This is a genomic window from Chromobacterium sp. Ag138 (assembly GCF_055181315.1).
This window is the reverse complement of sequence record NZ_JBUPWA010000001.1, coordinates 1,768,171-1,782,451: the sequence shown is the minus strand read 5'-3', so window position 1 is coordinate 1,782,451 and position 14,281 is coordinate 1,768,171. Positions and strand designations below refer to the sequence as shown.

General features: G+C 65.0%; 15 protein-coding genes. 8 read left to right on the top strand and 7 right to left on the bottom strand.

The annotated features are described in order from the left end of the window. Positions 1-31 precede the first annotated feature (31 nt). Complete coding sequence (locus ACY3GB_RS08030; protein ID WP_463088288.1) at positions 32-982, top strand: LysR family transcriptional regulator; 951 nt, start codon at positions 32-34, stop codon at positions 980-982. Continuing rightward, a complete protein-coding gene (locus ACY3GB_RS08025) occupies positions 979-2,394 on the top strand; it encodes a cryptochrome/photolyase family protein (RefSeq protein WP_463088287.1) in 1,416 nt (471 codons plus the stop codon). Before ACY3GB_RS08030 ends, ACY3GB_RS08025 begins: the two co-directional genes overlap by 4 nt. Here ACY3GB_RS08025 and ACY3GB_RS08020 read toward each other — a convergent pair. Further along, positions 2,384-3,208, bottom strand: coding sequence for an AraC family transcriptional regulator (locus ACY3GB_RS08020; RefSeq protein WP_463088286.1), 825 nt, complete (start codon positions 3,206-3,208; stop codon positions 2,384-2,386). The genes ACY3GB_RS08025 and ACY3GB_RS08020 overlap by 11 nt on opposite strands. A gap of 96 nt (positions 3,209-3,304) precedes the next feature. On the opposite strand from ACY3GB_RS08020, the gene ACY3GB_RS08015 reads away from it, so the two are divergent. From ACY3GB_RS08015 to ACY3GB_RS07995, 5 genes are all read left to right on the top strand, one after another. After that, positions 3,305-4,201 (top strand): DMT family transporter, encoded by an 897-nt coding sequence (locus ACY3GB_RS08015; protein WP_463088285.1) that lies wholly within the window; start codon positions 3,305-3,307, stop codon positions 4,199-4,201. A 567-nt stretch (positions 4,202-4,768) separates the two neighbouring features. Then, positions 4,769-6,415: an Nramp family divalent metal transporter gene (locus ACY3GB_RS08010; RefSeq protein ID WP_463088284.1), complete on the top strand. Its 1,647-nt coding sequence runs from the start codon at positions 4,769-4,771 to the stop codon at positions 6,413-6,415. A 137-nt stretch (positions 6,416-6,552) separates the two neighbouring features. Then, a complete protein-coding gene (locus ACY3GB_RS08005; RefSeq protein WP_463088283.1) occupies positions 6,553-7,281 on the top strand; it encodes an MgtC/SapB family protein in 729 nt (242 codons plus the stop codon). A gap of 233 nt (positions 7,282-7,514) precedes the next feature. Further along, complete coding sequence (locus ACY3GB_RS08000; RefSeq protein ID WP_463088282.1) at positions 7,515-9,041, top strand: fumarate hydratase; 1,527 nt, start codon at positions 7,515-7,517, stop codon at positions 9,039-9,041. Positions 9,042-9,266: 225 nt separating this feature from the next. Next, the gene (locus ACY3GB_RS07995; RefSeq protein ID WP_186338714.1) at positions 9,267-10,037 is read left to right on the top strand and encodes a class I SAM-dependent methyltransferase; all 771 of its coding nucleotides are present in this window, start codon (positions 9,267-9,269) and stop codon (positions 10,035-10,037) included. 61 nt (positions 10,038-10,098) lie between these two features. On the opposite strand, the gene ACY3GB_RS07990 is transcribed toward ACY3GB_RS07995, so the two are convergent. From ACY3GB_RS07990 to tadA, 3 genes are read right to left on the bottom strand one after another with little or no spacing between them, the layout of a single operon-like run. Beyond that, positions 10,099-10,512: a DUF2721 domain-containing protein gene (locus ACY3GB_RS07990; RefSeq protein WP_046157175.1), complete on the bottom strand. Its 414-nt coding sequence runs from the start codon at positions 10,510-10,512 to the stop codon at positions 10,099-10,101. Further along, on the bottom strand, positions 10,512-11,135 hold the full coding sequence (locus ACY3GB_RS07985; RefSeq protein ID WP_463088281.1) for a L,D-transpeptidase family protein: 624 nt from the start codon (positions 11,133-11,135) through the stop codon (positions 10,512-10,514). Before ACY3GB_RS07985 ends, ACY3GB_RS07990 begins: the two co-directional genes overlap by 1 nt. A 1-nt stretch (position 11,136) precedes the next feature. Then, complete coding sequence (gene tadA, locus ACY3GB_RS07980) at positions 11,137-11,871, bottom strand: tRNA adenosine(34) deaminase TadA (RefSeq protein ID WP_463088280.1); 735 nt, start codon at positions 11,869-11,871, stop codon at positions 11,137-11,139. Between the two features lie 202 nt (positions 11,872-12,073). On the opposite strand from tadA, the gene ACY3GB_RS07975 reads away from it, so the two are divergent. Then, positions 12,074-13,096 carry a hypothetical protein gene (locus tag ACY3GB_RS07975; RefSeq protein ID WP_463088279.1) on the top strand — a complete coding sequence of 341 codons (1,023 nt, stop codon included), beginning with the start codon at positions 12,074-12,076 and terminating at the stop codon, positions 13,094-13,096. Between the two features lie 19 nt (positions 13,097-13,115). Here the strand turns inward: ACY3GB_RS07975 and ACY3GB_RS07970 are convergent, their stop codons facing one another. The 3 genes from ACY3GB_RS07970 to ACY3GB_RS07960 are packed head-to-tail and all read right to left on the bottom strand — an operon-like array spanning position 13,116 to position 14,094. Next, the gene (locus tag ACY3GB_RS07970; RefSeq protein WP_463088277.1) at positions 13,116-13,385 is read right to left on the bottom strand and encodes a hypothetical protein; all 270 of its coding nucleotides are present in this window, start codon (positions 13,383-13,385) and stop codon (positions 13,116-13,118) included. Continuing rightward, positions 13,382-13,774: a phage holin family protein gene (locus tag ACY3GB_RS07965; protein WP_463088276.1), complete on the bottom strand. Its 393-nt coding sequence runs from the start codon at positions 13,772-13,774 to the stop codon at positions 13,382-13,384. Before ACY3GB_RS07965 ends, ACY3GB_RS07970 begins: the two co-directional genes overlap by 4 nt. A gap of 5 nt (positions 13,775-13,779) precedes the next feature. Then, on the bottom strand, positions 13,780-14,094 hold the full coding sequence (locus ACY3GB_RS07960; RefSeq protein ID WP_463088275.1) for an ElaB/YgaM/YqjD family protein: 315 nt from the start codon (positions 14,092-14,094) through the stop codon (positions 13,780-13,782). Positions 14,095-14,281 lie beyond the last annotated feature (187 nt).

The window sequence follows — 14,281 nt, the reverse complement described above, 5'->3', positions numbered from 1 at the left end:
ACTGATCGTAGAGATTAAGTGGACAATAGCGATGGAGCATTTTGCCGCGATTCCGGTATTCGTCGCCGTGGTGGAGGCGGGCAGTTTTTCCGCCGCCGCGGCCAGGCTCGGGTTGACCAAATCCGCCGTCAGCAAGCGGGTGCAGCAATTGGAGGCGGGCCTGAACGTGCGGCTGTTGCAGCGGACGACTCGCAGCCTGAGCCTGACCGAGGCGGGCGAGCGCTATTACGACAGCGTGCGCCACGCGCTGGCCATCGCCATCGAGGCGGAAGAAGCCGCTGCCGGCCTGCAAAGCCAGGCGGCGGGTTTGCTGCGCGTCAGCGCGCCGATGGCTTTCGGCCGGCTGCACGTGTCGCCGCTGGTGCCGGAGTTTCTGCGCCGCCATCCCGGCATCGAGCTCGATCTGGAGATGGACGACCGCATGGTGGACCTGGTGGCAGATGGCTACGACTTGGCGGTGCGCATCGGCAATCTGCCGGACAACAGCATGGTGGCCCGCCGCCTCGCGCCGTGCCGGGTGTGGATGTGCGCGTCGCCGGACTATCTGGCGCAATTCGGCGAGCCCAGGCATCCGGCGGAGTTGGCCAACCATAACTGCATCGTCTATTCCTATTACCGCGGCGGCGCCAGCTGGCTGTTCCAGGGGGAGCAAGGCGAGATCCGCGTGCAGCCGCGCGGCAATTACCAGGTCAACAACAGCGAGGCGCGGCGCGACGCGCTGCTGGCCGGGCTGGGCATCTGCGAGATGCCTACCTTCATCGTCGGGCCGGATCTGGCGGCGGGAAGGCTCAAGGCGGTGTTGACGGAATATCCTTTGCCCCGCCACGCCATCCACGCGGTGTATCCGGAGCGGCGGCGCTTGCCGGCCAAGGCGCGCGTCTTCATCGATTTTCTCGAAGAAAAGCTGGGCGGCGACCAGCCCTTGTGGGATCGCGGCCTGCCCGCATCTTTGCTGGCATTGCCAAACGGGAAACAGCTATGAGCAAGACTATAGGCAGGGCGCTGGTCTGGCTGCGCCGCGACCTGCGGCTGGACGACCACGCCGCCTTCTACCACGCGCTGAAGCACAGCGAAGCCGTGCTGCCGGTGTTCGTGTTCGATACCTCGATACTGGATGCCTTGCCGCGCGACGACCGGCGCGTGGATTTCATCTGGCAGAGCGCCGCGGCGCTGAAGGCCGAGCTGAACCAGCTGGGCGGCGATCTGCTGATCCGCCATGGCCTGCCGCAAGACGAGATACCGCGCTTGGCGGCGGAGCTGGGCGCCGACGCGGTGTTCTGCAACCGCGATTACGAGCCGGCCGCCCGCGCGCGCGACGCCGAAGTGGCGCGGCGGCTGGCCGAGCGTGGCATCGCCTTGCGCGACAGCAAAGACCAGGTGATTTTCGAGACTGACGAAGTCCTGACCGGCGCGGGCAAGCCGTTCTCGGTGTTCCCGCCGTACAAGAACGCCTGGTTGAAGAAACTGACGCCGTTCCATCTGCAGGCCTATCCGGTGCGGCGCTATCTGGACGCGCTGATGCCGCGCGAAGCGGAACCCATGCCCAGCCTGGCCGACATCGGCTTTGCTTCCAGCGATCTGGCCAGCCTGCCTATCCTGGCCGGCGCAGCCGGTGCCGAGGCGCTGTTCGCCGATTTCGCCGGCCGCATCGGGCGCTACAAGACGCAACGCGACTTTCCCGGCGTCAAGGGCGTGTCCTATCTCAGCGTCCATCTGCGCTTCGGCACCATTTCCATCCGCCAGCTGGCCGCCTATGCCTGGCACGATGGCGGCGAGGGGGCGATGACCTGGCTGGGCGAGCTGATCTGGCGCGACTTCTACCAGCAGACGCTGTGGCACCGGCCGGATGTGGTGGAGCATGCGTTCAAGCCGGAGTACGACGCGCTGCCTTTCCCCAATGATCCGGAATGGTTCGATGCCTGGCGCGAGGGCCGCACCGGCTACCCGCTGGTGGACGCGGCGATGCGCCAGTTGAACCGCAGCGGCTACATGCACAACCGCTTGCGCATGGTGGCGGCCAGCTTTCTGGTGAAGGACCTGCTGATCGATTGGCGCTGGGGCGAGCGCTACTTCGCCGAGAAACTGCTGGATTTCGATCTGGCGGCCAACAACGGCGGCTGGCAGTGGGCGGCCAGCACCGGCTGCGACGCCCAGCCTTATTTCCGCATTTTCAATCCGGTGAGCCAGAGCGAGAAGTTCGACCCGGACGGCCGCTTCATCCGCCGCTACGTGCCGGAGCTGGCGCGGCTGCCGGACAAGCTGATCCACGCGCCGTGGCTGGCCAGGCCGGAGCAGTTGATGGACGCCGGCGTGCGGTTGGGGCGCGACTACCCGCATCCCGTCGTCGATCACGCGGTTCAGCGCGAGCTGGCGCTGGCCTTGTTCAAGCGTTGAATTCGTCCGGCCAGCCGCCGCTTTCCAGCAACTGGCGGCGGTAGCGCTCCGGCGAGTCGCCCAGCTGTTTCTGGAACATCGCGATGAAGGCCGACGGCGTGGCGTAGCCCAGCCGCGCCGAGATGTCTTGCACGCTGTCGCCCTGCTTCAGCCGCGACAGCGCTTCCAGCAGGCGCGCCCGGCCGCGCCATTGGCCGAAGCTCATGCCCAGCTCGCGCTGGAACAGGCGCGCCAGCGTGCGCTCGGTGCTGAACACGCGCTCCGCCCAGGCTTTCAGCGGCGTGGCGTCGGCCGGGTCCTGGCGGATCGCGTCCAGTATCGGCTGCAGCAGCCGTTGCCGGCTGTCGGGCAGGTAGCTGGCCTCGCGGCCGGATTGCAGGATGCGCTGGCACAGCAGCTCGGCCTGGCGGACGTCCCATGGCTCGGTCGGCACCGTGATCTGGCGCTGGCCGAAATCGTCCAGCAGCGCGCGCACCAGCGGCGTCTGCTCCAGCAGGCAGGTGGAGGGCGGCAATTGCGCGGCCATTTCGTCGCCGACGTAGATCGAGGTGTAATGCATCGCCTGGTGGATGTAGGCGGCGTGCGGCTCGGTCGGCGGCGTCCACAGCAGGTATTGCGCGGTGGCCACCACGCGCCTGTCGTCCAGCAGCAGCTCCATCATGCCCAGATTGATGCGGCTAAGCTGGCCCCAACGGTGGCGGTGGCGGGCGAACTCGCTCTTGGGCGTGAAGCGGTGGTGGCGGAATATCAGCGGCGCCGGCTCCAGCAGGCTCTGATCGCTGGCGAAGTAGCCGTCGTGGTTGTCGACGTCCATATTGTCCGGTTTGCCCCAGTGGTTTGTCCGTTTTGAATTATATGCTCCATAACGGACGAACCTAAAATGGATGGGATAGAGTCGAAGGAGGCTGTGATGGCCATGCTGTTTCCCCTGCTGGCGGTGCTGATCTGGGCCGCCAACACCATTGTTTCCAAGGCTGCCGCCCAGGTGCTGGACCCGGCTGCGATCTCCATTTACCGCTGGCTGCTGGCGGCGCTGGTGCTGACGCCGTTCTGCCTGCCCGTTCTGCGCCGCCGCGCCGGCGAGCTGAAACCCTGGCTGGGCAAGCTGCTGGTTCTGGCGATGCTGGGCATGGTGATGTTTCAGTGCCTGGCTTATTACGCGGCGCACAGCACCAGCGCCACCAATATGGGCGTGATCACCGCGCTGGTGCCCTTGCTGGGCCTGTTGCTGAACGCCGCGGTGTTTCGCCAAAAGGTGGGCGGCCTGGCCTGGCTGGGCGTGGCGGTGTCGCTGTCCGGCGTGGTCTACCTGCTGGGCAAGGGCGATCCGATGAGCCTGCTGGCCAACGGCGTGAATACCGGCGACGCGTTGATCCTGGCCGGCGCCGCGTCCTATGCGCTGTACGGCATTCTGCTGCGGCGCTGGGCGCCGCCGTTCGGCGCCTGGCTCAATCTGTATCTGCAGGCCAGCCTGGCGGTATTGCTGTTGTTGCCGCTGACGCTGACCGCGCAGAGCATGGCCATTCCGGCCAAAGGCATCGGCCTGGTGCTGTTCGCCGGCATCGGCTCTTCGCTGCTGGCGGCTTATCTGTGGATGCGCGGTATCCAGAAGCTGGGCAGCGAGCGCACCGCCATTTTCATGAACCTGTTGCCGCTGTTCACCGCGGTGCTGGCCAGCGCCTTGCTGGGGGAAACCATCCATCACTACCACTGGCTGGGCGGCGGCTTGATCCTGCTGGGCGTGGCGTTGGGGCAGGGCCTGCTGAAGCTGGGCAGCGCCAAAAAGATGGCTTTTGTAAATAAATAACACAATCCATTAACAAAAATTTACTTGAGCGATATGGCGTTTTATTGCGCTTACTAGTGCGAGAGCGAAGGTAAATCCGCGTGTGGAATCGATGCTCGGCCATGTCGTGGCAGATTGCTGCGAATGGCCGCGTTGCGGTGCAAAACTGCATTGTCATAGGGGTGTTGACGTTTATTTCGCGCCAGGATTAACATCGCGGCGTTTTCATAACTGGGGGCTGATGCCTTGGAAAGTTGCAGTAGTAGTTGGTTATCCACCGGGTCGTGCTGACCGGCAAAGACATCGTCACCATTTCATTGGCCGCTGTCCTGCCGCGAGGCTAGACAGTGCGCATCCCAGGCTCGGCCATTCCGCCGCGGCCGCGTGCTTACCCCAATACCGTTACTGCTGATGACCGCGTACCGAACCCTGTCGGACGCCTAAATCAGGTTTGCGCATCTGCGCGTTTGCGTGCGCCCGGCGTTTGTCCGCCCGGCCGACGCAGCCGCGCTCATGCCCGCATGCCTTCGTTTGCTTGAAAAACGACGGACGGCCCCCGCGTGGGCCGCCCGTTCGGAGACGATGACAATGACTAATAACGTCAAGAACGAAGCTGTACTCGACAGCGCCCACATCGGAGACATCCGCGGCGCATTCGGCACCATCCGCCACGGCGACGTGGCCGCCCGCAACGGCATCTGGCAGCGGCTGCGCACGCTGCTGGCCATTCTGGGCCCCGGCCTGATCGTGATGGTCGGCGACAACGACGCCGGCGCCTTCAGCACCTACGCCCAGGCTGGCCAGAACTACGGCACCTCGCTGCTGTGGACGCTGATCCTGCTGATCCCGGTGCTGTACGTGAACCAGGAAATGGTGCTGCGCCTGGGCGCCGTCACCGGCGTCGGCCATGCCCGTCTGATCCTGGAGCGCTTCGGCAAATTCTGGGGCGCCTTCAGCGCCATCGACCTGTTCCTGCTGAACGCGCTGACCATCGTCACCGAATTCATCGGCATCACGCTGGGCCTGCAGTATCTGGGCCTGCCCAAGGAGTGGGGCGTGATCGCCGCCGCCGGCCTGGTGATGGCCGCCGTCAGCACCGGCGATTTCCGCCGCTTCGAGCGTTTCTCGATGATCCTGGTGGTGTTCAGCCTGCTCTTGGTGCCGGTGTTCATGATGGTGCATCCGCCGATGTCGCAGATCGGCCATGACCTGTTCGTGCCGGGCATGCCGGCAGGCGGCAAGCTGTCCGACGTGATGCTGCTGATCATTGGCATCGTCGGCACCACGGTGGCGCCGTGGCAGCTGTTCTTCCAACAGAGCTATGTCATCGACAAGCGCATCACGCCGCGCTTCATCAAGTACGAGCGCGCCGACCTGTGGCTGGGCATCGTGCTGGTGCTGATCGGCGCCATCGCCATCATCGGCATGGCCGCCGCGCTGTTCGCAGGCAAGCCGGAATTCGGCAACTTCCAGGATGCAGGCGCCGTCGCCGCCGGCCTGGGCAAATACCACAGCCACCTGGCCGGCGTGCTGTTCGCGGTCGCGCTGATCGATGCCAGCCTGATCGGCGCCAGCGCGGTGTCGCTGTCCACCGCCTACGCGCTGGCCGACGTGCTGAACATGAAGCATTCGCTGCACCGCAAGCCATCCGACGCCCGCGCCTTCTACCTGGTGTACTTCCTGCTGATCGCCGCCGCTGCCGCGCTGGTGCTGATTCCGGGCGTGCCGCTGGGCCTGCTGACCAACGCGGTGCAGACGCTGGCCGGCGTGCTGCTGCCGTCCGCCTCGGTGTTCCTGCTGCTGCTGTGCAATGACAAGGATGTGCTGGGCCCGTGGGTGAACGGCCGCTGGACCAATCTGTTCACCGGCCTGGTGGCGGCGGTGCTGGTGCTGTTGTCGGTGATCCTGACCGCCTCGGTGCTGTGGCCGGACATCTCCAGCCAGACCATCGTCAACGTGCTGGTCGGCGGCGGCATCGTCGGCGGCATCGTGGTGATCGCCGCGCATACCGTCAAGCTGCGCCGCGATGCCGAAACCGGCGCCGATCTGGCGGAAGAAGCCAAGCCGAGCAAGCTGTACATGCACACCTGGCGCATGCCGCCGCTGGCCCAGCTGAAGCCGATGGCGCTGTCCCGCAGCAACCGCATGTGGATGGCCGTGTTGCGCGGCTATCTGGTGGTGGCTGTCGTCATGGTGGTGTACAAGGTGACGCAGGTCGCCTTGATCGGCCAGTAAGCGGCGGGTTAAGGTGGGGCCGGTGCCGCGTAAAAGCGGCGCCGGCCTTTATTTGCATTAGGGACCGGTGCATGGTGGCTTTCACGGAAAACCACCATGCATGTTCCTTATAAGAAACCGGATAACAAGGAGGACGCATGCATTACAACCTGCACAATATGTTCGAGCTGGACTGGTTTGGCCTGCTGCATTCGCTGATCTGCCTGGCGATGGCCTTCGTCTGCGGCACCGTGATCGGCCTGGAGCGGCAATACCGCCAGCGCACCGCCGGCTTGCGCACCAACGCGCTGGTGGCGGTCAGCGCCGCAGCCTTCGTCAATATGGCCTTGCAACTGGATGGCTCCGGCAGCGCGTCGCGGGTGGTGGCTTATGTGGTTTCGGGCGTCGGTTTCCTCGGCGCGGGCACCATCATGAAAGAGGGCCTGAACGTGCGGGGCTTGAACACCGCCGCCACGCTGTGGGGCTCGGCCGCCACCGGCGCCTGCGCCGGCGCGGGCATGCTGGGCCAGGCCATTCTGACCACGGTGTTCGTGCTGGCGGTGAACACGCTGCTGCGGCCGGTGGTCAATTCCATCAATCGCCGCCCGATAGACGACGACGCCAGCGAAGTCACTTACCAGCTATGCGTGATCGCCACCCGCGAGGAGCAGAAGCAGGCGCTGGCCCAGGTGGGGCAATTGCTGGAAAAAGCCAATTACCCGGTGGGCGATCTGGATGTCGAAGCCTTTGGCGACGACGAAGTGGAGATGACCGCCACGCTGCTGGCCACCTCGGTGGATTCGGACGAGCTGGACCGCATCGCCGCCGAGCTGGCGGCCAGGCCGTACATCAGCCAGGCTTACTGGAACACCAGCACCAGCGAGTGACGCAAGTTTTTTGGCATGAGCCGCCGCGGCCAGTGGACGCCGGCGGCTTTTTTGCGTCCGATGCCGGGCGGGATGGCCGACCGCGCGCTTTGTCCGGGGTCAAAGTTCATGACGGACGGTGTTACAATCAACACTAGGTTTTTAGTTGCCGCAGGGCGTGGCCAGAATAGGGCGCCGGCGGCGGGGTAATCCACGGGCGGCCCCACCGGCGCCCGGTTTCTCGAGACAGCCTTATGACCATCATCCGCCAGGAAGACTTCATCCAGAGCATTGCCGATGCCTTCCAGTACATCAGTTGCTATCACCCTAAAGATTATATCGACGCGCTGTACCAGGCCTATCTGAACGAGGAGAGCACTGCCGCCAAGGACGCGATGGCGCAGATCCTGGTCAACAGCCGCATGTGCGCTGAGGGCCGCCGTCCGATCTGCCAGGATACCGGCATCGCCGTGGTGTTCCTGAAAGTGGGCATGAAAGTGCAGTGGGACGCCCAGCTCAGCGTGCAGGAGATGGTCAACGAGGGCGTGCGCCGCGCCTACAACCATCCGGACAACAAGCTGCGCGCGTCCGTGTTGCTCGATCCGGCCGGCAAGCGCCAGAACTCCAAGGACAACACCCCGGCCGTGGTGCACTTCGAGATCGTCGAAGGCGACCAGGTGGACGTGATCTGCGCGGCCAAGGGCGGCGGCTCGGAGAACAAGTCCAAGATGGTGATGCTGAACCCGTCCGACTCCATCGTCGACTGGGTGCTGAAAACTGTTCCGACCATGGGCGCCGGCTGGTGTCCGCCTGGCATTCTCGGCCTGGGCATCGGCGGCACGCCGGAAAAGGCGATGCTGCTGGCGAAAGAATCGCTGATGGACCATGTCGACATCCACGAGCTGAAGGCCAAGGCTGAGGCCGGCGCTGAGTTGTCCCGCGTCGAGGCGCTGCGCCTGGAGCTGTTCGACAAGGTCAACGCGCTGGGCATCGGCGCGCAGGGCCTGGGCGGCCTGACCACGGTGCTGGACGTCAAGATCCTGGACTACCCGACCCACGCGGCGTCCCTGCCGGTGGCGATGATCCCGAACTGCGCCGCCACCCGCCACATCCATTTCCACCTGGATGGCAACGGCCCGGCGCATCTGGAAACGCCAAGCCTGGAAGACTGGCCGGACATCACCTATGACGCATCGTCCGGCAAGCGCGTGGACCTGGACAAGATCACTAAGGAAGAAGTGGCCAGCTGGCAGCCGGGCGACGTGCTGCTGCTGAACGGCAAGATCCTGACCGGCCGCGACGCCGCCCACAAGCGCATGATCGACATGCTGAACAAGGGCGAGAAGCTGCCGGTGGACTTCACCAATCGCTTCATTTATTACGTCGGACCGGTCGATCCGGTGCGCGACGAGGTCGTTGGCCCGGCCGGCCCCACCACCGCCACGCGGATGGACAAGTTCACCCGCCAGATGCTGGAGCAGACCGGTTTGCTGGGCATGATAGGCAAGGCCGAGCGCGGTCCGGCGGCGATCGAGGCGATCAAGGACAACAAGGCGGTCTACCTGATGGCTGTCGGCGGCTCCGCCTATCTGGTATCCAAGGCAATCAAGGCGTCCCGCGTGGTGGGCTTCGCCGACTTGGGCATGGAAGCGATCTACGAATTCGAGGTCAAGGACATGCCGGTGACGGTGGCCGTCGATTCCTGTGGCACCTCCGTCCACAATACCGGCCCGGCAGAGTGGCGGGTGAAGATCGGGAAGATTCCGGTGAATGCGGGCTGAGCCTGTTCCATCGATTGAGGAATGCCGTTCCGATAGGGGCGGCATTTTTTATGGCGCATTGGCTGTGTTGGGGGTTTCGAAACGGTGGTTGTTGCAGACTAGCGGCACAGACAGATAACCTGCAGCATATTTTCGTTTTTTATCTTGCAAATCTTTGACTTACGGCATAAATACTGAAAATGTTCACGGCATTGTTTTAGTGTTTCTACCTAGCGAGTAATGAATATGGAACTCGGTTCCGTCGCCACCTTCAATCTGTACCCTGACTTGTATGCGCGCTTTCGCCCGTCGTATCCGGAGGAACTGTACGATTGGCTGCTGCAACTGTGTCCGGGACGCGGACGCGCCTGGGACTGCGCGACCGGCAGCGGCCAGACCGCAGTGAGGCTGGGGGAGAGTTTCGCGCGCGTCGACGCCACCGACATCAGCTCGTCGCAGCTGTCGGCGGCCGAGCCGCACAATCAGGTGTATTACCGCGAGTGCCCGGCCGAGGTGACGCCGTTCGACGACGATTGCTTCGACCTGATCTGCGTGTCGCAGGCGCTGCACTGGTTCCATCTGCCGTCGTTCTGGCCGGAAATGCAGCGGGTGCTGAAGCCGGGCGGCATTTTCGCCGCCTGGGGCTACCACCACTGCGTGGTGTCGCCGGAGATCGACCGCGCCTGCAGCGTGCTGTGGTCCATCATCGAGCCGTTCTGGTCCAGCCGCTGCCAGCTGCTGTGGGACGACTTTCGCGGCAGCGGCTGCCCGTTGCCGCTGTTGAAAGCGCCTAGCTTCACCATCAGCAGCGACTGGACGCTGGACCATTTCCTGGGTTTCCTCAACACCACCTCGGCCAGCAAGCTGTGCAAGCAGGCATTAGGCGAAAGCATTCTGGACGACTCCTGTCAGCGCATTACCCGGGCCTGGGGCCCGCGTAGCCAGGTGCGCCGCGTCGATCTGCCGCTGCACTTGATGGTGGCGCGCAAGGATGGCGCGGCTGGCCTCATCGGCTGATCCAGTCCAAGCGACGTGAAAAAGCGCCCCATCGCGGGCGCTTTTTCGTTTGCGGCGGGGATCAGTGGCGGCGGTCGTATTCCGCCTGCAGGTCGGACAGCAGAATGTTGAGCGCGTCAGACGAGCGCACCAGCTCCAGCAGCGACACGGCCAGCGAGGCGATCATGCACAGCAGGCTGGCGCCGAAAGTGACTTCCCCGGTCGCCTGCCAGCCGGTATAGATCTGGAACATCGCCACCGTGCACAGGAACAGGCTGGCGATGCCCATGAACTGCATCCACTTGATCAGCGTGATCCGGGTGCGCAGGTTGCCGATCTGGCGCAGGATTTTCGGGTCCTGGCTGTCGCGGTATTCCTCGTACAGGTTGCGGATGATGCCGGCCAGGCCGAGAAAGCGGTTGGTATAGGCCAAGAGCAGCAGCGAGACGGCGGGAAACAGCAGGGCCGGGGTGGCCAGGTTCAGAGCGGAATGCATCAGGAGTTCTCGTCTATCCATACGTCGGTGCCGTTGGGCGCGGCATCGAACAGTTCAATCACATCGCGGTTTTTCATGCGGACGCAGCCCAGCGAGCTGGGCCGGCCCCATGGTACATGATCGCCGGCGCCGTGGATGTAGATGGCGCGCGCGTAGCTGTCGACATTGCCTCCCTGGTTGAGGCCAGGCTCCTGGCCGCACAGCCACAGGATGCGGGTGAGGATCCAGTCCTTGTTCGGGTATTGCGCGTGCAGCTCGGGGGTGTATTTCCACGGCGTCACCTGGCGGCGGAAGATGATGGTGTTCTCTTCCGCGCCGGCGCCCAGCTTTTCGCACACGGCGTGCCAGCCGCGCGGCGTCTGGTAGCTGCCGCTGGTTTCGCCGACGCCGTTCTTCGCCGTCGACACCACATATTCCTTCTCGACCCGTCCCCAGTCATCGAGCAGGCGCAGCGTCTGCGACTTGACGCCCACCCAGATCCAGGGCGCGCCGTAATGGCGGGCATTGGGATAGGTGGCTTGCAACGGGCCTTCGGTCTGCGCCTGCAGGATAAATGCCGCGTCGTCGGCGGCCAGGCAGGTCTGGGCCAGGCAGGCCAGCAGGATGGCGAGTTTCGCGCGCATTTCATTCTTCTCCGGCGGAGCGGCGCCGCTGGCGGAAGAAGGCTGACAACTGCTCCGCGCAGGCTTCCGCCTCCACGCCGCCGAACACCGCCGCATGGTGGTTGAGCCGCGCGTCGGCGAACAGGTCGACCGTGCTGCCCGCCGCGCCGGTCTTGGCGTCGGCGGCGCCGTAGATCACGCGGGCGATGCGCGCGTGCAGGATGGCGCCGCTGCACATCGGGCAGGGTTCCAGCGTCACGTATAGGTCGCAGCCGTCCAGCCGGTAGTTGCCCAGGCGCGCGGCGGCGTCGCGCAGCGCCTGCATTTCGGCATGCGCCGACGGGTCATGCCGGCCTATTGGCTGATTGTAGCCGCGGCCGATGATCTCGCCGCCCTTCACCACCAGCGCCCCCACCGGCACCTCGCCTTCGGCCGATGCTTGCTCGGCCAGCGCTCTGGCCATGCCCATGTAACGCCGGCGTTCCTCCTCGCGCGGCGGCAGGGCTACCGGGGGATGGTCGGAGAGCCGCCGCAGTAGCGCCGCCTTGTCGGCGTCCTCAAGCTGTTGCCAGTGGATGCCGCGCGCCGCGGCTTCCAGCGCGAACAGCAAGCGGCGGGTCGCGGTGTGGCCGGCCGCTTTCAGCTGCAGAAAGGCGGTAACGGCGCCGCGGGCGAGCAGTTGCTGGCGGGTATGGATGTCCAGCTCGGCCAGCCAGGCGATGGCGGCGGGAGGCAGCGGGGGAGAGGTGAGCGTCACAGAGTCGGGCGGAGCGAGGGTTGCGGCAATACCGTCATTATCGCGTGTTTCCCGCCGTGCACCAAACCAGGGGGGATGGCGCCGGGGTTCGGCCCTGCGGAAACCATGCGGGGAAGGAGTTTTTATGCGTTTGCGGCGGATATTGGCATAAAGAAATCGCCGATGTTGACGATATGATTGGAAAATACCAGAAAGTCCGCCCATGTCCGTGATCTCATCTCCGCCAAGCGCCAGCATCTGGCGGCAAAGCCTTTTTCCGTCCGCGCTGTCCGGTGGCGCGAGCCAGCCTGCTTCCCCTGCCGCCAATGCCGAAACCGATGCGCAGAGTCCGCTGCAGCCCAAGCTGCCGGATCCGCGCAGCGAGCTGCAAAAATCGCTGAGCCAGGGTTTGCAGGACTATATGCAAAAGCTGAAAGTGGATCTGAACCGACCGGCGCAGCGCCAGAGCAGCGAGGCCGACGCCATGCAGAAAGCCGTGCTCAAGCAGCGGGTGGAGGGGCTGCGCCGGATGATGATGATGTCGCACGACAAGGGCAGCTTGCGCGCGCTGGCTTCCGAACTGGCCCGGCTGGCCAGGGAGTTGAAAGAGCTGGTGGCCAGCATGACCCAAAACGCGGCCGATAGCCAGATGGCGGTGAATGTCGGCGGCGAGCAGGCGGCAGGCGGCGCGGCGTCGCAGCAGGGCGGAGCGGAGAGCGCGGACGGCGCTGCGTCGGCGTCCGCCGGCGAGGCATCGTCGCCGGAAGCGGAAGGCGGAGCGGCGTCCGGGGCTGACGCGGCAGCGGCTTCGGAGGCTGGCGGCGCGGACGCGGCGGCGCAGCAAGCGGGCAACGGGCAGGGCGCGGGCGACAGCCAGGCCGGCGACGCGAGCGCGAAGGAAGCAAGCGGGAGCGGCCAGCCGGCGGGGGATAGCCAGGCGCAGGCAGCCGATCCGCGCGCCGCGCTGCACAGCATGCTGTCCAGCGGCAAGGGCAATCCGGTGGCGGGGGATCCGGATATTCAGCAAATGCAGCTGACGTTGAAGATGGTCAAGGAGTTCATCAAGCAGCAGGCGCAGCAGCTGAAGGACAAGCAAGACGTGCAAGATCAGGTGAAGGGCGCGGAAAAAGCGTTGGAAGACGTCGACAAGATTCTGAAGGGCGGGCCGGAAGCGGAAGCGGCGATGGGGGAGCAGATGAGCGCCAACATCGTAGATGCCGCAAGCAACATCAATGTGACCGCCTGAATTTCGAAAGCGGTGGATTTCAGCGCGCGAAGGCGCGCCGGACAAGCCGCCAGACTACCCATAGCCGGGCGCCGCCCTGCAGCCAGCGGCGCAGGCGCGGACTCGGCAATAGTTTGCCCAGCGTTTCCAGCGTCGAACCGAGCCAGCCTTCGCGCCACAGCGAGAAGCCTGAGCCGGCCAGCCGCATCGGCTGGAGCAGCCTTTCCTTCTCCAGCTTCAGTTTGATGCGCAGGGCTTCGCCCTTCATCACCAACAGCTGTTTCTTCAGTTCTCGGTCCTGCGGCGTCACGCGCGCTCCCCGCCAGGACCCAAGGCTGTCCAGTCTTTCCGGATTTCCTCAAGGGTGGTTGCGAATGGCGCGGATTGCCGGCGCATGCGTTGCCGCAGGCCCAGCAGAAGCGCGAGGCCGCCGCCGCACAGCAGCAGGGCAAGGCCGGCCATGATGGCCAGCCGCCATTCGGGCGGCGTCAGCGCCCACAGGGCGAGCACGGCGGCGATCAGGCCGCAGCCGAGCAGAACCAGGCCCAGCATGCCCTGCAGCAGATTGCCGACGATCTCGTCCTTCAGCTCCTGTGCTTCCAGCGTCAGCAGCTCGGCGCGGGTCAGGAACAGCGACGCCAAGCCGCCCGCGAACGAACGCAGGGTGCCGGGGCGGGGGGCTTGGGTGGGATCGGACATGGGGCTCAGCGGCGGGAAACCAGCATGCCCAGCAGGAAGGCGACGCCGGCGGCGATGCCGATGGATTTCCACGGATTGTCGTGGACATACTGATCGGTGGCCTTGGCGGCTTCCTTGGCCTTGCCGACCACGGCGACTTCGGCGTCGCGCAGCTTGGCCTTGGCGGTGCCCAGCTTGTCCGAGAGGCGCTTGCGCAGCTCCTTGGCTTGCTGGCTGCCGTCGTCGACGGTAGCGTTGATCAATTCCTCGGTGCTGCTCAGCACTTGGCGCACATCATCCAGCAATTGCTCTTTTTCCTTGGCGCTAGCGGCGGTGGACATGACTACCTCCTGGCGAATATTGAAAATAAAGCGATCCGGCGCGACTTGGCATGGCACGCCGCGCCGAAGTCCAAGCTAACAGGCCGGCGTGGCCGAGTCAAACTGCCGCGCGGACGGCCCGCTAATGTTGGTAGAGCGCTTCATCCAGCGAAGGTTCCTGCGGGCTTTGCGCCGCGCGGACGCAGAG